At 59.6% G+C, this 17,850-nt stretch carries 16 protein-coding genes; 7 read left to right on the top strand and 9 right to left on the bottom strand.

Annotation, left to right across the window (positions count from 1 at the left end):
• Positions 1-173 precede the first annotated feature (173 nt).
• The 5 genes from ACYZTK_RS14305 to ACYZTK_RS14285 all read right to left on the bottom strand — a co-directional run bounded on the left by ACYZTK_RS14305 (position 174) and on the right by ACYZTK_RS14285 (position 4,876).
• The gene (locus ACYZTK_RS14305) at positions 174-917 is read right to left on the bottom strand and encodes a hypothetical protein (RefSeq protein ID WP_462010492.1); all 744 of its coding nucleotides are present in this window, start codon (positions 915-917) and stop codon (positions 174-176) included.
• Positions 918-1,395: 478 nt separating this feature from the next.
• Positions 1,396-2,151 (bottom strand): L-cystine ABC transporter ATP-binding protein TcyN, encoded by a 756-nt coding sequence (gene tcyN / locus ACYZTK_RS14300; RefSeq protein ID WP_462010491.1) that lies wholly within the window; start codon positions 2,149-2,151, stop codon positions 1,396-1,398.
• Positions 2,152-2,155: 4 nt separating this feature from the next.
• Positions 2,156-2,821, bottom strand: a complete 666-nt coding sequence (tcyL, locus tag ACYZTK_RS14295) for a cystine ABC transporter permease (protein WP_462010490.1) — start codon at positions 2,819-2,821, stop codon at positions 2,156-2,158.
• Positions 2,821-3,621 (bottom strand): cystine ABC transporter substrate-binding protein, encoded by an 801-nt coding sequence (gene tcyJ / locus ACYZTK_RS14290; protein ID WP_462010489.1) that lies wholly within the window; start codon positions 3,619-3,621, stop codon positions 2,821-2,823. The genes tcyL and tcyJ overlap by 1 nt, the downstream gene beginning before the upstream one ends.
• 262 nt (positions 3,622-3,883) lie before the next feature.
• Complete coding sequence (locus tag ACYZTK_RS14285) at positions 3,884-4,876, bottom strand: D-cysteine desulfhydrase (RefSeq protein ID WP_462010488.1); 993 nt, start codon at positions 4,874-4,876, stop codon at positions 3,884-3,886.
• Positions 4,877-5,066: 190 nt separating this feature from the next.
• Between ACYZTK_RS14285 and epsC the strand changes: the two genes are divergently transcribed.
• The 4 genes from epsC to ACYZTK_RS14265 all read left to right on the top strand — a co-directional run bounded on the left by epsC (position 5,067) and on the right by ACYZTK_RS14265 (position 9,306).
• Complete coding sequence (epsC, locus tag ACYZTK_RS14280; protein ID WP_462010487.1) at positions 5,067-5,993, top strand: serine O-acetyltransferase EpsC; 927 nt, start codon at positions 5,067-5,069, stop codon at positions 5,991-5,993.
• Between the two features lie 426 nt (positions 5,994-6,419).
• Positions 6,420-8,375, top strand: coding sequence for a choline transporter BetT (betT, locus tag ACYZTK_RS14275; protein ID WP_462014905.1), 1,956 nt, complete (start codon positions 6,420-6,422; stop codon positions 8,373-8,375).
• Between the two features lie 287 nt (positions 8,376-8,662).
• Positions 8,663-8,845 carry a type II toxin-antitoxin system HicA family toxin gene (locus ACYZTK_RS14270; protein ID WP_462010486.1) on the top strand — a complete coding sequence of 61 codons (183 nt, stop codon included), beginning with the start codon at positions 8,663-8,665 and terminating at the stop codon, positions 8,843-8,845.
• Entirely contained in the window at positions 8,842-9,306 is a 465-nt protein-coding gene (locus ACYZTK_RS14265; protein ID WP_462010485.1) for a type II toxin-antitoxin system HicB family antitoxin, read from the top strand. Before ACYZTK_RS14270 ends, ACYZTK_RS14265 begins: the two co-directional genes overlap by 4 nt.
• 14 nt (positions 9,307-9,320) lie before the next feature.
• Here ACYZTK_RS14265 and ACYZTK_RS14260 read toward each other — a convergent pair whose 3' ends face one another.
• Positions 9,321-10,358, bottom strand: coding sequence for a LacI family DNA-binding transcriptional regulator (locus tag ACYZTK_RS14260; protein WP_462010484.1), 1,038 nt, complete (start codon positions 10,356-10,358; stop codon positions 9,321-9,323).
• A 207-nt stretch (positions 10,359-10,565) separates the two neighbouring features.
• Here ACYZTK_RS14260 and ACYZTK_RS14255 point away from each other — a divergent pair, with 207 nt between their 5' ends.
• From ACYZTK_RS14255 to mgrA, 3 genes are read left to right on the top strand one after another with little or no spacing between them, the layout of a single operon-like run.
• Positions 10,566-12,791 carry a TonB-dependent receptor gene (locus ACYZTK_RS14255; RefSeq protein ID WP_462010483.1) on the top strand — a complete coding sequence of 742 codons (2,226 nt, stop codon included), beginning with the start codon at positions 10,566-10,568 and terminating at the stop codon, positions 12,789-12,791.
• Positions 12,792-12,793: 2 nt separating this feature from the next.
• The gene (locus ACYZTK_RS14250) at positions 12,794-14,113 is read left to right on the top strand and encodes an LLM class flavin-dependent oxidoreductase (protein WP_462010482.1); all 1,320 of its coding nucleotides are present in this window, start codon (positions 12,794-12,796) and stop codon (positions 14,111-14,113) included.
• Positions 14,114-14,155: 42 nt separating this feature from the next.
• Positions 14,156-15,193 (top strand): L-glyceraldehyde 3-phosphate reductase, encoded by a 1,038-nt coding sequence (gene mgrA, locus ACYZTK_RS14245; RefSeq protein WP_462010481.1) that lies wholly within the window; start codon positions 14,156-14,158, stop codon positions 15,191-15,193.
• Between the two features lie 146 nt (positions 15,194-15,339).
• Here mgrA and tauD read toward each other — a convergent pair whose 3' ends face one another.
• Genes tauD through tauB form a run of 3 tightly spaced genes read right to left on the bottom strand, consistent with a single transcriptional unit; the run spans position 15,340 to position 17,848 of the window.
• Positions 15,340-16,182, bottom strand: a complete 843-nt coding sequence (gene tauD / locus ACYZTK_RS14240) for a taurine dioxygenase (RefSeq protein ID WP_462010480.1) — start codon at positions 16,180-16,182, stop codon at positions 15,340-15,342.
• Positions 16,183-16,223: 41 nt separating this feature from the next.
• Positions 16,224-17,057, bottom strand: coding sequence for a taurine ABC transporter permease TauC (gene tauC / locus ACYZTK_RS14235; protein ID WP_462010479.1), 834 nt, complete (start codon positions 17,055-17,057; stop codon positions 16,224-16,226).
• The gene (tauB, locus tag ACYZTK_RS14230) at positions 17,054-17,848 is read right to left on the bottom strand and encodes a taurine ABC transporter ATP-binding subunit (RefSeq protein ID WP_462010478.1); all 795 of its coding nucleotides are present in this window, start codon (positions 17,846-17,848) and stop codon (positions 17,054-17,056) included. The genes tauC and tauB overlap by 4 nt, the downstream gene beginning before the upstream one ends.
• Positions 17,849-17,850: the final 2 nt, after the last annotated feature.

Here is a 17,850-nt window from a genome sequence, read left to right as displayed (position 1 = left end):
GGGTGATTGTGTTCCGGACCATACCTACCTCACATCTTCATGGAACGCCGCAGGAAAAGGCAGCGACTGAATTCAAGAATGTCCGGTGGTCCGGTGTATATACCGTAAACGTGTATAAATAATAAATAAACTAACTTTTAGGAATATGCATAGAAGGGATGCCGTGGCCCTGCCTATTGGAGACAGGCTTTGGGTTTGAGCTTGATGCAGGTTTTACCGCACCCGATTTTCAGCCTGCGCACCGGCGCCCAGCGCGAGTTGTTGCCCACGCGATCGAGCACGCAATACGTAACCTCCAGGCGCAGGTCTTCGCCGGCTTCCAGGATGATCGCCGGTGGCACCCAGACCTGGATACACCGACCGATATCGTTAGCGGCAAGCCTGGGCAGGTCCATGCGCACATCACCCCAGCGCAGGGTGATTTCGTCGTCGATGGCCATGTTCAGGTACGGGGCGATGGTCAGCGGAACGCCGCGTTTCATCTGACTGGCGTTAACCCCTTTTCGGCAAATGGCTTCGGGGATGTGCACCGGCACCAGATTCTGATTTTCATCGCCGCACAGTGACGGGGGTTGCCCTCCCGGGCAATCAAGCTTGACCTGCAGGTGCTCGACGGGCGACAGCTGCGGTTCCACGCCAATTTGCATGAGGCGGTAGTGCACGTCCGAAGTGCCATTGGCGATAAAACTCTCGGGTACCCGCAGGCTTACCGGCTCACCAACGTCATCAGGGGTCAGGGCCTTGGAGGCCACGTAGCAGTCATCCCAATACAACTCGATCAGGTCGCCGTCGCTCATGCCGGGGTAGGGCGCGATGTCGATTAGCAGATGAGCCGCCGAGTTGATGTTGATGCCGCCCTTGTGCGGTTGAGCCAGTGTCGGCATCGCCAGTGCGGTGATGTTCGAGATGCTTTTCATGGGTTCTCCTTGGGGTTTTGCAGCGAAATCCGTTTCTGAAACATAAAGAACTCGAATGTTCGAACAGCAAAACCGTTCATTAATCTGGATTAGAACTAATGACTGAACGTGATATGTGCCGTCGATCGAGCGCTAGATAAAAGTGCGGCTGCTTAGCTGTCAATAGAGCCGACTGGCCAATTGCAAGATCAACTGCTATTCAGAAATATCCTACGTCCAGCGGGCATTAAGCGCTGTCGGATGGTCGTACATCACTACACTAAGCATACGAGGCGACGGGACCTGCGCTGTGCTGCTTTGCCCAGCAGGACTGGGGCGATGAGAAGGTTACAGGCGTAGAATTAATTGCCTAAGCACATAGATATGTACCGCGCACGCGCACAAACCAAATGCTCGCGAAATGGCGGACATCAAATGATTTATTTATTACTGGAGGGATACTTCCGTCCTTGGAAGTTAAATCATGTTGCGAGGAAGTTTAAGCGTGGGCGTTGTTGAGGAACTTGCTGAGGAACTGCCGGGTGCGTTCTTCCTTGGGGTTGGCGAACAATGCTTTTGCTTCACCTTGCTCGACAATCACGCCTTTATCGAAGAACACCACACGGTTGGCAACATCCCGGGCGAAACCCATTTCGTGAGTGACGATGACCATGGTGCGTTTCTCTTCGGCCAGACCGCGAATGGTCGCCAGCACTTCGCCCACCAGTTCCGGGTCGAGCGCCGAGGTCGGTTCGTCGAACAGGATCACTTCCGGCTCCATCGCCAGCGCCCGGGCAATCGCCACGCGCTGTTGCTGGCCGCCGGAAAGACGTCTGGGATAGGCGTCTTCCTTGCCTGCCAGGCCAACCTTGGCCAGGAGTTTCCTGCCCAGGGCAACCGCCTCGGCGTGGGGGATTTTCTTAACGACGATCGGCCCTTCGATAACGTTTTCCAGGGCAGTGCGATGGGGGAACAGGTTGAAGTTCTGGAACACGAAGCCCACGTGCTGGCGCAAGCGGCGCACCAGTCCCTGCTGCTGATTCAACGGACGGCTGCCATCGATTTCAATGTCGCCGACCTTGATCCGGCCGCTGGTGGGTTCTTCGAGGAAGTTCAGGCACCGCAGGAAGGTGGTCTTGCCCGAACCGCTAGGTCCGATGATTGCCACTACCTCGCCGGCCTTCACTTCCAGGTCGATGCCATTGAGCACCACCTGACCCTTGAACTGCTTTGTCAGTTTTTCCACGACAATCATTGGGTCAAGACTCCTGGTCGTGCCGATTGACCCGCTCTTCCAACTTGTTCTGCAGGTGCGAGAGCGCCGTGGCCAGAACCCAGTAGATCAGTGCGGCGGCAAGATACATGGTGAAAATTTCGAAGGTGCGAGCGGTGATCAGCTGCGCCTGGCGGAACAGTTCCGGCACCTGGATGGTGGCGGCCAGTGCAGTGTCCTTGACCAGCGAAATGAAGCTGTTGCCCAGCGGTGGCAGGGCCGTGCGCATCGCTTGCGGCAGAATGGCCCGGCGCAAGGTCTGCGCGCGGGTCATGCCGATACTCGCGGCGGCTTCCCACTGGCCACGCTCGATGGAACTGATCGCGGCACGCAGGATTTCGCAGGCATAGGCGGCCATGTTCAGCGAGAAGCCGATCAGGGCTGCCGGCAGCGGATCAAGTTCGATGCCCAGTTGCGGCAGGCCGTAATAGATCACGAACAATTGCACCAGCAACGGCGTGCCGCGAAAGAACGACACGTAGATGCGGGCGATCCAGCTCACCAGTTTGAAGCGCGACAGGCGCATCAATGCCAGGCCGAAGCCCATCAGCAGGCCGAAAAACATGCCGCCCAGGCTCAGGATAACCGTGTAGTACGCGCCCTTCAGCAGGAAGGGCGCGGAATCCAGCGCGAGTTGGAAAGCCTCTTCCATTATTTAGTGACGTCAGCGTTGAAATATTTTTCCGAAAGCTTGGTCAGCGTACCGTCGGCACGCAGCTTGTCGATCGCCTTGTTCACTGCAGCCAGCAGTTCCGGCTCGCCTTTGCGCAGGGCGATCCCGGCTTCCTGACGGGAGAACGCTTCGCCGGCGGCGGTAGTGTCCTTGGCCTTCTTGGCGTATTCCAGCGCGGCGAGACGGTCGATCAGGATGGCGTCGATACGGCCGACGCGCAGGTCCTGGAACTTGGTCGGATCGTCTTCGTAGGTGCGCACGTCAGCGGTCGGGACATTGGCTTTGACCCATTGCTCGTAGTTAGTGCCCAGACCCACGCCGACTTTTTTACCACCCAGGTCGGCTGCGGACTTGATGTTCAGCTCGGCGGCTTTCTTGGTCAGCACCAGTGCCTGAATCCCGGAGACGGTGTACGGCTCGGAGAAGTCATACTTCTTCTTGCGCTCATCGGAGATGGTCACCTGGTTGACCACAGCGTCGAGACGCTTGGATTCCAGGGCCGCGAGGATACCGTCCCATTTGGTCGGCTGCAGCTTGACCTTGACGCCCAGCTCTTTGGCCAGAGCTTCGGAGAATTCAACTTCGAAACCGGCCAGTTTGCCGTCGGCATCGACGAAACTGAACGGTGGGTAGGTGCCTTCCAGGCCGATGTTGATGACGCCAGCGTCCTTGATTTTTTGCAGCTGCTCACCGGCGACGGCCTGGCTGATCAGACCGGCGCTCAGCGCCAGGCCCAGCGAACCTACCAGCAGATTTCGACGTAGTGCGGAAAAATTCATGACAAGCCCCTGTGTTTTCTTATGGGAAGACGCTTTAGGAAAGTTGGCAAATTCGGGATTGGAACGGCTGCAAGATGCTGCCCTGAAGCAGCATATGCGTTTTGCCACAAATTCGCCTGCGGCGCGACTATATGATGACCGGTATAGATAATAAAATAATAAATATCGATTTTGTTATGCGATTACTGAATATGTGATGTGTCCCTGTAGGAGCTGCCGAAGGCTCGGGCCGCGATCGGACGATCTTTTGATCTTCAATCAATTACAGGAAATCTTTATAGGCAAACAACGCCGGCGCCCCACCGGTGTGCAGGAATATGATCGGCCCCTCATCAAAACGCTGGCGCCCGATCCCGTCGAGCATGCCAGCCATCGCCTTGCCGGTATAAACCGGGTCAAGCAACAGACCCTCCTGACTCGCCAACAGTTTCACCGCCGACAGCGTTCCGGCATTGGGCTCGCCGTAACGCGGGCCGAAATATTCATCCCACAATTGCACCTTGAAAGCTGCCGGCAGGCTGACACCCAGAAGCTCGGCCGTGCGCTCGGCCAGGCCCTGCACCTTCGGGCGCTGATCTTCATCGCTGCGTGACACGGTAACCCCGATCACTGGCAAATCCGGCAGTGCTTCGCTCAGGGCCAGCGCCAGGCCGCTATGCGTTCCGGCGCTTCCGGAGGCAAGCACCACGGCAGCAAAGTTCAGCCCGGTGTCCTTGATCTGTTCGGCCAACTCGAGACCTGCACGCACATAACCCAGCGCCCCCAGAGCATTCGAACCGCCAATCGGCACTACATACGGGTTCTTGCCGTTGTTACGCAGCCGATCGGCCAAGGCCTGCAATTGCTCATCGGCGTTGTCGAGGTTTTCCACCAACTCAACGTTGGTATCGAACAGGTCGAGCAGCAGGCGGTTGCCATTACCGAGGTAATTGCTGTCATCGGTACCGAGCGGGTTTTCCAGCAACGCCACACAACCCAGGCCCAATTTGGCCGCCAGCGCTGCCGTCTGCCGCACGTGATTGGATTGCAGTGCGCCGGCGGTAATCAATGTGTCAGCGCCTTGAGCCAGGGCGTCGGCTGCCAGGTATTCGAGCTTGCGCAGCTTGTTGCCGCCCATTGCCAGCGGCGTCAGGTCATCACGCTTGACGTACACATCACGGCCCAGCCAGGTCGAGAGGCGTTCGAGTTTTTCCAGGGGAGTCGGATGGCTGAGCAGGTCGAGGCGGTCGAAACGGGCGAGCTGTTGTTTGATCATGGTTCCGTACTGGCGGAGGAAGATGTCAGGACTATAGGCACGCCAAAATCCTTGGGCAACCGCCAATCGCATATAGCCAAAAGTGCTTAACACAGCACAATCGGTTCTTAATTCGGCCTCCGGACCTTGCCGTAGAGTATTCGCCGTTGAGGCGACCAGACAGTCCGGCTGCCCGAGAGGAGTTTCTACCGTGAGCGAGCGTTCCAGCCATTGGCAATTGCAGTCCATCGTCAGCCAACTGCGTACCGCACGTGATCAGTGGCGCGCCCAGAACGGCCGTGTCAGCGGCGAGCAGGGCGGTCGCGAATTGCCTTCCCGTGCGGCGATGGCGGAGATTCTCGAAGCGCTCTGCGGTGCGCTGTTCCCGATGCGCCTGGGGCCGGTGGACCTGCGCGAGGAAAGCGAAGACTTCTATGTCGGCCACACGCTGGACGTGGCCCTGAATGCGTTGCTCGCCCAGGCGCGACTCGAACTGCGCTACGCCGCGCGTCACAGCACCCAGGCCGATACCGAGGTCGAAGCCCGGACCATCCAGATCATCCAGGATTTCGCCCTCGCGCTGCCGGGGTTGCGCAGCTTGCTCGACACCGACGTGCTGGCGGCTTACCACGGCGACCCGGCGGCGCGTAGCGTCGATGAAGTGCTGCTGTGCTATCCGGGGATCCTGGCGGTCATTCACCATCGCCTGGCGCACCATCTGTATCGCGCGGGGCTGCCACTGCTGGCGCGGATCAGCGCGGAAATCGCGCACTCGGCCACGGGCATCGATATTCACCCAGGGGCGCAGATTGGCCGCAGCTTCTTTATCGATCATGGGACGGGCGTAGTGATCGGCGAGACGGCCATCATCGGCGAACGCGTGCGGATTTATCAGGCGGTGACCCTGGGTGCCAAGCGCTTTCCGGCGGATGAGGATGGCCAGTTGCAGAAAGGGCATGCGCGGCATCCGATTGTCGAAGATGACGTGGTGATCTATGCCGGTGCGACCATTTTGGGGCGGATCACTATCGGTAAGGGCTCGACGATTGGCGGCAATGTCTGGCTGACCCGGAGTGTCCCGGCGGGGTGCAACCTGACGCAGGCGAATTTGCAGCATGATGATGGGACGCAGAAGTAGGTTTCGGGATTTGCGCTGACTGATCTGGCCTCATCGCGAGCAGGCTCACTCCTACAGGGGTTAGATGTTGAACCAGAGATTTGTGGGCGACATTTCTCACTGTAGGAGTGAGCCTGCTCGCGATGCTCTTCAAGCCCTCCACAGATAATGGCATTTAGCTAATTCTGCACTGAACGAATCCTTCAAACCCCGCGTCATACCCATCCTTGAGCTAGCGTACAAACAGTACCGCCGAGCCTTGCGATTAGTCCTTAGCGCCCTATCCATGTTTAACTTGAACGCTCATTCAAGTTAAACCTTGGTTCGCTGCCCGCTCACAACAGGAGGCTTGCCTTTGCTGAGTCCGATTTTCACCGCCACATCCGCAACCTTTGAGGTGCACGTTTCATGAGTGCATCGTCCCTCCCTCCAAGCGGCCAGGTCCGCATGAATCCGCCGGTGTTCTATTTCTCGGCGACGTTCATTCTGCTGTTTGGCATCGTGGTCATCGCCATGCCCGAACAGGCCGGTGCCTGGCTCCTGGAAGCGCAAAACTGGGCGGCCAATACGGTCGGCTGGTACTACATGCTCGCGATGACCCTGTACCTGGTCTTCGTGGTGGTCACCGCCTTGTCCGGCTACGGCAAGATCAAGCTCGGTGCCGACCACGACGAACCCGAATTCAGTTACCTGTCCTGGGCCGGCATGCTGTTCGCCGCCGGGATCAGCATCACGCTGTTTTTCTTCTGTGTCTCCGAACCGCTCACCCACTTGGCGCAACCGCCGCAAGGCGAAGCCGGCACCGCAGACGCGGCGCGTCAGGCAATGCAGATTCTGTTTTTGCACTGGGGCCTGCATGGTTGGGGGGTGTTCGCCTTCGTCGGCATGGCACTGGCGTACTTCGCCTACCGGCATAACCTGCCGCTAGCCTTGCGTTCGGCGCTTTACCCGCTGATCGGCAAGCGCATCAACGGCCCGATCGGCTACGCGGTGGACGGCTTCGGCATCATCGCCACAGTCTTCGGCCTCGGTGCCGACATGGGCTTTGGTGTGTTGCACCTCAACTCAGGTCTCGACTATCTGTTCGGCATCGCGCATACCCAATGGATTCAGGTGGGCCTGATCACCCTGATGATGGGCGCGGCGATCATCGTTGCGGTGTCCGGCGTCGATAAAGGCGTGCGGGTGATGTCCGACATCAACATGCTGCTGGCCTGTGCGCTGCTGCTGTTCGTGTTATTTGCCGGACCGACCCAGCACCTGCTCAACACCTTGATCCAGAATATCGGCGACTACCTCGGCGCCTTGCCGATGAAGAGTTTTGACCTTTATGCCTACGACAAGCCCAACGACTGGCTGGGTGGCTGGACGGTGTTTTACTGGGCCTGGTGGATTGCATGGTCGCCGTTCGTGGGCCTGTTCATCGCGCGGATTTCCCGCGGCCGGACCATTCGCGAATTCGTCTTTGGCGTGTTGCTGATCCCGCTCGGTTTCACCCTGGCGTGGATGTCGATCTTCGGCAATAGCGCCATCGATCAAGTGCTCAACCACGGCATGAGTGCGCTGGGAATGTCGGCGATCGACAACCCGTCGATGACCCTCTACCTGCTGCTGGAAACCTACCCGTGGAGCAAGACGGTGATCGCCGTCACGGTGTTCATCAGCTTCGTGTTCTTCGTTACCTCCGCCGATTCCGGCACGGTGGTGCTGTCGACGCTGTCCGCCAAGGGCGGCAATCCTGACGAAGACGGGCCGAAATGGCTACGAGTGTTCTGGGGGGCTATGACCGCGCTGGTGACCAGTGCGCTGTTGTTCTCGGGCAGTATCGACGCGCTCAAATCAGCGGTGGTGCTTACTTCGTTGCCGTTCTCGATGATCCTGCTGTTGATGATGTGGGGGCTGCACAAGGCGTTCTATCTGGAGTCGCAGAAACAGATCGCGCAGATGCACTCCCTGGCACCGGTATCCGGTTCACGGCGTGGCGGCTGGCGTCAGCGCTTGAGTCAGGCGGTGCATTTTCCGTCGAGGGATGAGGTTTACCGCTTCCTCGAAACCACGGTGCGTCCGGCGATTGAAGAAGTGACGGCGGTGTTTGTCGAGAAGGGCTTGAACGTGGTCACCCAGCCGGATCCGTCCAATGACAGCGTCAGCCTGGAAATCGGTCATGGCGAGCAGCATCCGTTCATCTACCAGGTGCAGATGCGCGGTTACTTCACGCCGTCCTTCGCCCGTGGTGGCATGGGTTCCAAGCAGCTCAACAACCGCCGTTACTACCGCGCCGAGGTGCATCTGAGCGAGGGCAGTCAGGATTACGATCTGGTCGGCTATACCAAGGAACAGATCATCAACGACATACTTGATCAGTACGAGCGGCATATGCAGTTTTTGCATCTGGTGCGTTGATCGAGTGCGGCAAGCTACACCCCCTGGATGTAGCTTGCCCGCGATGGCGTCCAACCTGCCTGCACACCCGCTTAAGCCATCCCACTATTAGCCTGCATAATTGACATATCTCTACATGGGAACGAGTGTCTTGCATCGATCAGGGAAACCCTTTGTGCCGCTGGTCCAAGGCGAATGCTGGGCTGTCCCCAGTGCGCTAACATTTGTCATAGTGTGTATGGTGTGTATTGCGGTCCGATGCCTTCGGGTAATGTGCGCGGCGGTTGCTGCCCACGAGGACGAAGGTGATGCGAAGTCGGGAAATGATCAGGATGATCGAGGCAGATGGTTGGTATCTGGTAGCGGTGAAAGGCAGCCATCATCAGTACAAGCATTTGCTTAAATCAGGGCGCGTGACAATCAAACATCCAGACTCGGATCTTCCCAAGGGGACGATAAACAGCATATTGAAACAAGCGGGTCTGAAATGAGGCCTGCTATCGGAAACGAAAATCCCACTGGGGATATTTCACAGGAAGGATTCATCAACATGAAATTTCCGGTCGTTCTGCACAAGGATGCCGACTCAGACTACGGAGTGACTATCCCGGACGTTCCGGGTTGTTACTCGGCAGGCGGTACAGTTGCCGAAGCTTTTGAAAATATTCAGGAAGCGCTGGCACTGCACTATGAAGGGCTGGTTGCGGATGGCGAGTCAATACCGCAGATTCGAGAGATTGATGCACATCTCGATAATCCGGATTACGCCGGTGGCGTGTGGGGCGTAGTCGATTTTGATATCACACCGTATTTCGGCAAAGCGGTGCGCTTCAACGCGACGTTGCCTGAGCAGTTGCTGGAGCGAATTGATCAAACGGTCCGGCGCGACCAGCGATACCGCTCAAGATCAGGTTTCCTGGCGGCAGCAGCGCTGCGCGAGCTTTCCGCCTGATTTGTGCCTTTGAGTCAGGTGCTCTCGCGCTCGATGACCTGGCACTGCAGCAGATTCAACCGCTGAACCTCGTCAGTGGGTAATACGCCGAGGCTTTCCAGTACGCGGGTTGCCGCCAGTACGCCGATCTCCAGCGCCGGTGGTTTGATGGTGCTTAGACTCGGCAACAGCATTTGCGCGAACGGGTAGTCGCCGAAGCCGATGACGGCACAGTCTTCGGGGATTTTAAGGCCGGCGCGTTGCCCGGCGAGCAGGCCGCCGGCAGCGAGGTTGTCGTTGGCGAATATGATTGCGTCGGGACGTGGAGAGCTGTTCATCAAGGCTTCCATGGCTTGCTTGCCGGCCTCGAATGGCGCGCGATCTGCGTCCGGCGCGAATACCCATGGCTGCATGCCGAGCTCGCGCACGGTGGCGGTGTAGCCGTCGCGGCGCTCCAGTGCACTGAAGTCACCGGGTGCACTGTTCTGCACGAAAGCGATGCGCCGGTAGCCTTTGTCATACAGGTATCTGGCAGCGCTGACTCCCACTTCGAAGTGAGAAAAACCGATCTGCATCGGCTCGCGCTCGGGCTGGTAATCCCAGGTTTCAATCACCGGAATATCCGCTTCCGCGAGCATTTTTTCAGTGCCTGCACTGTGGAAATGACTGGTGAGTACCAGCGCTGCCGGTGACCAGCCGAGAAACGCGCGCACCGCGTTTTCTTCCTGCTCGGCGCTGAAATAACTCGAGGCCAACAGCAGTTGATAGCCATGTCGGCTGAGGGTGTCGCTGAAACCCTGGATGGTGTTGGCGAAGATCGGCCCGGAGATATTCGGGATGACCATGCCAACGATCTTCCCCCGCGCTGATGCCAGGCCACCGGCCACCAGGTTCGGTACGTAGCCCAATTCGGCGACTACTGCAGCGATACGATCGCGGCGTTCAGGCGAGACCTGTTCCGGCTGGTTGAAGTAACGCGACACGGTAATCGCCGACACTCCGGCCTGCCGCGCCACGGTATTCAGGGTTACGCGGCCGGCTCCGCGGCGCTTGCGGGGCTTTTCATCGCTCAACGGATGATCCTTCTTAAAAACCAAAAGGCATATAAAACTAATTTTTCAGTATTGGACGGTCTATGGGTCCGCTGCTGATACTGTCGATGTTAGCGCTAACAAAGCGTTCTGTCTGCTACTCGCTCGAGCGAATGCCCAAGACACTTTTTCAGGCGTTGCCGTCGTAGAACGGCAGCGGTTCAGGGCACACTTTCGAGCGGGCAGACCATGCAAAAATTTCCTGGTGCAACACAAAAACTGGCGCAGTCAGTTCGCGCTGCGGGCTGGCTACTTTCCGGGCTGGCCGCGTTGCCGCTACCCACTGCGTTCGCCGCCGACAGCGCCGACCAGGAGCCCACGCTCAAATCCGTGACGGTCACCGCGACCCGGCGTGAAGAATCGTTGCAGAAAGTACCGGTTGCGGTTTCGGTGATTGATGGTGAGCAACTCGAACGCGACAACCGCAACGGGGTGGCGAGCATCGTCCAGCAAGTGCCCTCGCTGAATTTCCGCACCGGCGCGTCGAACAAGGACACTTCGCTGTTCGTTCGCGGCGTCGGCACCATTTCCACGTCCCCTGGCGTCGAGCCGACCGTGGCCACGGTGATCGATGGCGTGGTCTATGCCCGGCCGGGTCAGTCGACCCTGGACCTGCTGGATCTGGAGCGCGTCGAAGTGCTGCGCGGCCCGCAAGGCACGCTGTTCGGCAAGAATGCTTCGGCCGGGGTGCTCAATATCACCAGCAGGGCACCGACCGCCGAAACCCATGGCTACATCGACCAGTCCTATTACAGCGGCAACGAGAGCCGCACCCGTTTTGGCCTGGGCGGCAGCCTGATTCCCGATACATTGAAAGGTTCGATCACGACGCTGTTCGGCAGCTACGACGGCAATGTCGACAATGAGCACAACGGTCAGGAGGTCAACGGCTACAACCACAAGGGGGCGCGTGGCAAGCTGGAGTTCACCCCCACCGATGACCTCAAGTTCACCTTCATCGCCGACTATATGCAGTCCCACGACGACGCACCGAACGGGGTGGTTAGCCAGTCGCTGACGCCGGCATTCGCCAACGCGTTGAATCCGGTGCGCGGCACCAGCGACAATCGCAAGATCAACACCGACACCCGCAGCCACGTCGAAGACATCAACAAAGGCCTTTCTGGCCAGCTCGACTGGAGCCTGGGCGATTACACTCTGACGTCGATCACCGCCTGGCGCGGCTGGGACAACACCCAGTATCAGGATGGCGATCGCCTGGGCACGGTCACTGTCGCGTTCCCCGGCACCGCCGACAAGGGCGATCTGGCGTTTGACCAGTATTCCCAGGAGCTGCGCCTGGCCTCGCCCAAAGGCGAGTTCCTGGAGTACGTCGGCGGCGTGTTCTACATGCATGGCAAGGACGAGGAAACTTATCAGCGCACGCTGACCACGCCCACCAGCGTCAATCGCGGAGTCGCCGATTACAGCACCACCAGCGACAGCTACGCGATATTTGGCGAAAGCACCCTGAACTTCACCTCGGACTTTCGCGGCATTGCTGGCCTGCGCTGGACCCACGACGATCTGGAATACGATCACCGGCGGGTCTCGACTTCGGCGACCACGGTCAGCGGCATTCAGCCTGCCACCAGCAGCTCCGGTTCGGTGGACGAAGACGGCTGGTCCGGCCGGCTCGGTGTGCAGTACGACCTGAGCGATACAGTCACCACCTACCTGACCTATTCGCGCGGCTACAAAGGGCCAGCCTACAACGTGTTCTTCAACATGCAACCGCGGGATACCGTTGCGCTGAAACCGGAAACCTCCAACACCTGGGAGGCCGGCATCAAGGCCACGTCGTGGAACAATCGCCTGACCACCAATTTGGCGATTTTCCACAGCGACTACGACAACTATCAAGCGAACTTCTTCGACACTGTCGCCGGCCAGGTGGTCACCCGACTGATCAACGCTGGCAGTGTCAGTACTGAAGGGGTCGAACTTGATTACGCCCTGCAGGCGACCCAGCAACTGAAATTCTCCGGCGCCCTGGCCTACACCCGCGCACGCATTGATGAGTTCGCCTGCCCTGCCGGCGCAGCGGCGTCGTGCAACGTCAACGGCAAGCCATTGCCGTTCAGCCCGGACTGGAAAAGCTATGTGCGTGCCGACTACTCGATCCCGCTGGAAAACGGTCTGGATATCGAGTTGGGAACCGACTACAGCTGGCAGAGCGAAGTGCAGTACGACATCAGCCAGAACGTCGATACCAAACAGGGCGCCTACGGCCTCTGGAACGCCAGCATCGCCCTGGCCGACTACAGCAACGGCTGGCGCGTGGCGCTGCTGGGTAAAAACCTCGCGGATAAATCCTATTCACCGCTGCTGGCCAGCGGCGGCAGCTATATCTACCGCGCCGTGCCGCGCGACGACGAACGCTACTTCGGCGTGCAACTGCGCAAGGATTTCTGATCATGGCTCGCCAACTCAAACTCGGCGCATTCCTGATGGCCACGGGGCACCACGTCGCGGCCTGGCGTCATCCTGACGTACCGGCCGATGCCGGGCTGGATTTCGCCCACTACAAGCGCCTGGCGCAAATTGCCGAAGCGGCCAGGTTCGATACCTTGTTTGTCGCCGACAGCATCGCGGCACCCGGCGGCGAGATTGCCAGCCGCATGGCGCGCTCGGATGGCTTTGAACCGCTGACTCTGTTGTCAGCCCTGAGCGCCGTGACTGAATACATTGGCCTGATCGCTACCGCTACTACCAGCTACAACGAGCCGTACCACGTGGCGCGCAAATTCGCTTCGCTGGATCACCTGTCCGGCGGGCGGGCAGGGTGGAATCTGGTGACCTCGGACAACGCCGCCGAAGCGCAGAATTTTGGCCGCGAGGAACATATCGGCCACGCCGAACGCTACAGCCGTGCCCGGGAGTTCCACCAGGTGGTCACCGGCCTGTGGGACAGCTGGGACGACGACGCCTTCATTCGCGACAAGGCCAGTGGTGCCTATTACGACCCGGCCAAGGTCCATGTGCTGGATCACGTCGGCGAGCATTTTCGGGTCAAGGGTCCGCTGAACTTGGCGCGCTCACCCCAGGGGCAACCGGTGGTCGTACAGGCGGGGTCGTCCGAAGTCGGTCGCGAACTCGCGGCGCAGACCGCAGAGGTGGTGTTCACTGCGCAAACTTCATTGGCCGGCGCCCAGGCGTTTTATGCCGACCTCAAGGGGCGCTTGGCGCGGTACGGCCGCAGCGCCGACTCGCTGAAAATCATGCCGGGGGTTTTTGTCGTGGTCGGGCAAACCGAAAGTGAGGCACAGGAAAAATATGAAACGTTTCAGCAATTAGTCGAACCCGAGGTTGGCGTCGCGTTACTTGGGCGTATGCTGGGTAACTTCGACTTGTCGAAGTACCCGCTGGATGGGCCGTTGCCGCAACTGCCGCTGACGGACAGCGGCCAGCAAAGCCGGCAGAAACTGCTGACTGAATTGGCCGGCCGGGAGAACCTCAGCCTGGCCGCGCTGGGCCGCAAAATCGCTGGCGGTCGCGGGCATTACAGCTTGATAGGCACCCCCGAGCAGATTGCCGATCGGTTGCAGCAATGGTTCGAACAGGGCGCGGCGGATGGCTTCAATGTCCTGGTGCCGCACTTGCCTGGCGGGCTGGAAGATTTCGCCAACAGCGTGGTGCCTGAACTGCAACGGCGCGGCTTGTTCAGAACAGAGTACGAAGGCCGCACGCTGCGCGAGAACCTTGGGCTGGCCAGGCCTTCCAACAGATTTGTGTAAAGCGCCAAGGGGCGCGCAACTGAGCAAACAAGAGAGGATTCGATGACTTATACCGCTGCCGAAAACCGCTATCAATCTGTTCCTTATCGCCGCGTAGGGCGCAGCGGTCTGGTCCTGCCGGCGCTTTCCCTGGGCCTGTGGCACAACTTTGGCGACAGCACGCCGATCGACACCCAGCGCTCGTTGTTGCGCACGGCATTCGACCTGGGCATTAACCATTTCGACCTCGCCAACAACTACGGCCCGCCGTACGGCAGTGCGGAAATCAATTTCGGTCGCTTGCTGCGTGAAGACTTCAAGCAGTACCGCGATGAGCTGATCATCTCCAGCAAAGCGGGTTGGGACATGTGGCCTGGTCCTTATGGCCAGGGCGGCGGTTCGCGCAAGTACGTGCTGGCCAGTCTTGATCAGAGTCTGCAGCGTTTGGGTCTGGACTACGTCGACATCTTCTATTCCCACCGCTTCGACCCGGATACTCCGCTGGAAGAAACTGCCAGCGCACTGGCCACCGCGGTGCAGCAGGGCAAGGCCCTGTACATCGGGATCTCGTCCTACTCCGGGGTGAAGACTCGGGAAATGGCGGCGCTGTTGCAGGAGTGGAAAGTGCCGTTGCTGATCCATCAGCCGGCGTACAACCTGCTCAATCGCTGGGTGGAAAAGGATCTGCTGGATGTCACCGATGAACTCGGGACTGGCGTGATTGCGTTCACTCCTTTGGCCCAGGGGCTTCTGACCGACAAATACCTAAATGGCATTCCCGAGAATGCCCGGGTCAATCGTCCGGGTGGCAGCTCTTTGCAGGCCTCGCACTTGTCCGAATCGAACATCGCTCACGTACGGGCGCTGAACGAAATCGCTCAGCGGCGTGGGCAGAGCCTGGCGCAATTGGCGCTGGCCTGGACGCTGCGTGATCCGCGAGTAACCTCGGCGTTGATTGGTGCGAGCCGGCCGGAGCAGATTGTCGAGAACGTCGGGGCGTTGAAGAATCTGAGTTTCAGTGCGGAGGAGTTGGCGGAGATTGATCGGTTTGCCCAGGAGGGGGGGATTAATCTTTGGGAAAGGCCTTCGACGGCTGAATAAGTGTTCGGCGCCGGTTTATCTGGTGCCTGGTCTACCTCATCGCGAGCAGGCTCACTCCTACAGTGGATTTGTGTATGACCCAGATCCCCTGTAGGAGTGAGCCTGCTCGCGATGAGGCCCTCACATTCACCACAAAAATTGAATTCCTACCGAAAAAACGGCACATCCCCCAACACCGTCGCCCGCTGCATCACCCGCCGCGCCGGACGGTAGTCATCGACCGCATAATGCTGCGTTACGCGGTTATCCCAGAACGCCACATCGTCCTTCTGCCAGCGCCAGCGAATAGTGAACTCGGGCCGGGTCGCGTGGGCGAACAGGAATTTGATAATCGCCTCGCTCTCGGTTTCCGACAGCTCGTTGATCTTCGAGGTGAAGCCTTCGTTGACGAACAACGACCGCCGCCCGCTGACCGGGTGCGTGCGGATTACCGGGTGCGACAGCGGCGGGTTTTTACGCCGGGCTTCTTCCCACTGCGCCAGCGCGTCCGGCGTGTTGCCGTAGCGCTCCAGCGGAAACGAGCGAGTGAAGTCGTGAGTGGCGGTCAGCCCTTCCAGCAGGCTTTTCATTGGCGCAGACAGCGCTTCATAGGCCGCGATGCCGCTGGCCCACAGGGTATCGCCGCCGAACTCCGGAAGCAGCTTGGCGCTGAGCACCGCGCCCATCGCCGGGGTCGGCAGGAAGGTCACGTCGGTGTGCCAGATCGCGTTGTCACGCACGTCGGTGACGGCGGTGTCGAGGATCAGTACTTCGGGTTGTTCCGGCACATTGGGGTAGATCGGGTGGATGTGCAGATCGCCGAAGTAGGCGGCGAATCGCGCCTGTTGCTGTGGCGTGATCGGCTGGTCGCGGAAGAACAATACCTGGTGCTTGAGCAGCGCCTGTTCAATGGCGGCATGTTGCTGCGGGTTGAGTGGCTGGCTGATGTCGATGCCACTGATTTGCGCACCGAGGGCCGAGCTTAATGGGGTGATGGTCAAGTGAGTCATGTCGGGTCTCTTCAACCTGGATCTCCAGGTTGTCAGGTTATTCAGTGAGCCTGGCCGTGCCACGGCACCAGTTTGCGTTGCAGGGCGCGCAGGCCCATTTCCATGGCGAAGGCGATCAGCGCAATGACTAGGATCCCCAGCACTACCACGTCGGTGACCAGGAACTGCGCGGCCGACTGCACCATGAAGCCCAAACCGCTGGTGGCGGCGATCAATTCGGCGGCGACTAGCGTCGACCAGCCAACGCCCAGGCCAATGCGCACGCCGGTCAGAATGTCCGGCAAGGCACTGGGCAAAATCACATGGCGGATCAACTGCGCACGAGTCGCGCCCAAGGACTGCGCGGCGCGTAATTTGGCCGGGTCGACGGTGCGTACGCCGGTCGCGGTGGCAATGGCAATCGGGGCAAAGATCGCCAGGTAGATCAGCAGGACTTTCGACAGCTCACCGATGCCGCACCAGATCACGATCAGCGGCAAATAAGCCAGCGGCGGGATGGGGCGGTAGAACTCGATCAGCGGATCGAGAATGCCACGAGCAATGCGGTTGTGGCCGATGGCGATGCCGACGGGCACTGCCGTCAGCACCGCAAAGCCGAGGCCCAGGCCAATGCGGCTGAGGCTAGCGCCCAGATGCTGCCAAAGGGTGGAATCCATATAGCCGGTGGTCACCAGCAACCAGCCCTTCTGCAGCACGGCCGCCGGAGGTGGCAGGAACAGCGGCTCGATCATGCCGGTGGCCGTCACGGCCCACCACAGCGTCACCAGGACGAACAAGGTCAGCACGCTGATCCAGCGCGTGCTCAGGCTGCGACGAACTGGTATCAGCGTCGAGCCGGGTTTGGCCGTCACGGCTGGAATTTCGTAGCTGCTCATGCGCGCTCCTGCCGCGTGGCGGCGCTGCGTTGGTTAAACACCTTGCCGAGCACGTGTTCACGGGTTTCGATGAAGCGCGGGTCCGACTTGATCGCTCGAGCCGACTCGCCCGCCGCGTAACGCTGGCCAAAATCCAGGCTCAGGCGCTCGACGATCTGCCCTGGGTTGGGCGCGAGCAGAATCAGGTCAGTGGCGAGAAACACCGCTTCTTCGATGTCGTGGGTGATCAGAAATACCGGCTTGGCGGTGCGTTGCCAGACTTGCAGCAACAGCTCCTGCATCTGTTCGCGAGTGAACGCGTCGAGGGCGCCGAAGGGTTCGTCCATCAGCAGCACGCGCGGGTCGGCAGCCAGGGCACGGGCCAGCCCGACTCGTTGTTTCTGGCCACCCGAGAGCTGCCAGATGCGTCGGTGTTCAAAGCCCGACAAGTCCACCAGCGCGAGCATTTCCCGAGCGCGGATTTCACGTTTGGCTTTCGGCACACCGGCCAGTTCCAGACCGAAGCCGACATTCGCCAGCACGTCCTGCCAGGGCAGCAGGGCGTCGTCCTGGAACACCACGCCGCGTTCGGCACTCGGTCCCTTGACCGGTACACCATCAAGGGTGATGCGCCCGGCGCTTGGCTCGACGAAGCCGGCAATCAGGTTCAACAGCGAGGTCTTGCCACTGCCGGACGGACCAAGCGCCACCAGCAATTGCTGCGGCCCCAGGCTCAAGGAAATATCCGCCAGTACCGGTTCGGGGCTGCCGGGGTACTGTGCGCTGATGCGCTCCAGCTGTAGCAAGGCCATCG

The sequence above is a fragment of the Pseudomonas sp. LB3P31 genome (genome assembly GCF_054897945.1).
The sequence above is the reverse complement of the archived record's forward strand: the minus strand, read 5'-3'. Positions and strand labels throughout refer to the sequence as shown.

Bases quoted from the DNA above. Each gene is read 5' to 3' on its own strand.
- ACYZTK_RS14305 (WP_462010492.1), bottom strand. From the start codon at position 917: ATGAAAAGCATCTCGAACATCACCGCACTGGCGATGCCGACACTGGCT.
- tcyN (WP_462010491.1), bottom strand. From the start codon at position 2,151: ATGATTGTCGTGGAAAAACTGACAAAGCAGTTCAAGGGTCAGGTGGTG.
- tcyL (WP_462010490.1), bottom strand. From the start codon at position 2,821: ATGGAAGAGGCTTTCCAACTCGCGCTGGATTCCGCGCCCTTCCTGCTG.
- tcyJ (WP_462010489.1), bottom strand. From the start codon at position 3,621: ATGAATTTTTCCGCACTACGTCGAAATCTGCTGGTAGGTTCGCTGGGC.
- ACYZTK_RS14285 (WP_462010488.1), bottom strand. From the start codon at position 4,876: ATGATCAAACAACAGCTCGCCCGTTTCGACCGCCTCGACCTGCTCAGC.
- betT (WP_462014905.1), top strand. From the start codon at position 6,420: ATGAATCCGCCGGTGTTCTATTTCTCGGCGACGTTCATTCTGCTGTTT.
- ACYZTK_RS14270 (WP_462010486.1), top strand. From the start codon at position 8,663: ATGCGAAGTCGGGAAATGATCAGGATGATCGAGGCAGATGGTTGGTAT.
- ACYZTK_RS14265 (WP_462010485.1), top strand. From the start codon at position 8,842: ATGAGGCCTGCTATCGGAAACGAAAATCCCACTGGGGATATTTCACAG.
- ACYZTK_RS14255 (WP_462010483.1), top strand. From the start codon at position 10,566: ATGCAAAAATTTCCTGGTGCAACACAAAAACTGGCGCAGTCAGTTCGC.
- ACYZTK_RS14250 (WP_462010482.1), top strand. From the start codon at position 12,794: ATGGCTCGCCAACTCAAACTCGGCGCATTCCTGATGGCCACGGGGCAC.
- mgrA (WP_462010481.1), top strand. From the start codon at position 14,156: ATGACTTATACCGCTGCCGAAAACCGCTATCAATCTGTTCCTTATCGC.
- tauD (WP_462010480.1), bottom strand. From the start codon at position 16,182: ATGACTCACTTGACCATCACCCCATTAAGCTCGGCCCTCGGTGCGCAA.
- tauC (WP_462010479.1), bottom strand. From the start codon at position 17,057: ATGAGCAGCTACGAAATTCCAGCCGTGACGGCCAAACCCGGCTCGACG.
- tauB (WP_462010478.1), bottom strand. From the start codon at position 17,848: ATGGCCTTGCTACAGCTGGAGCGCATCAGCGCACAGTACCCCGGCAGC.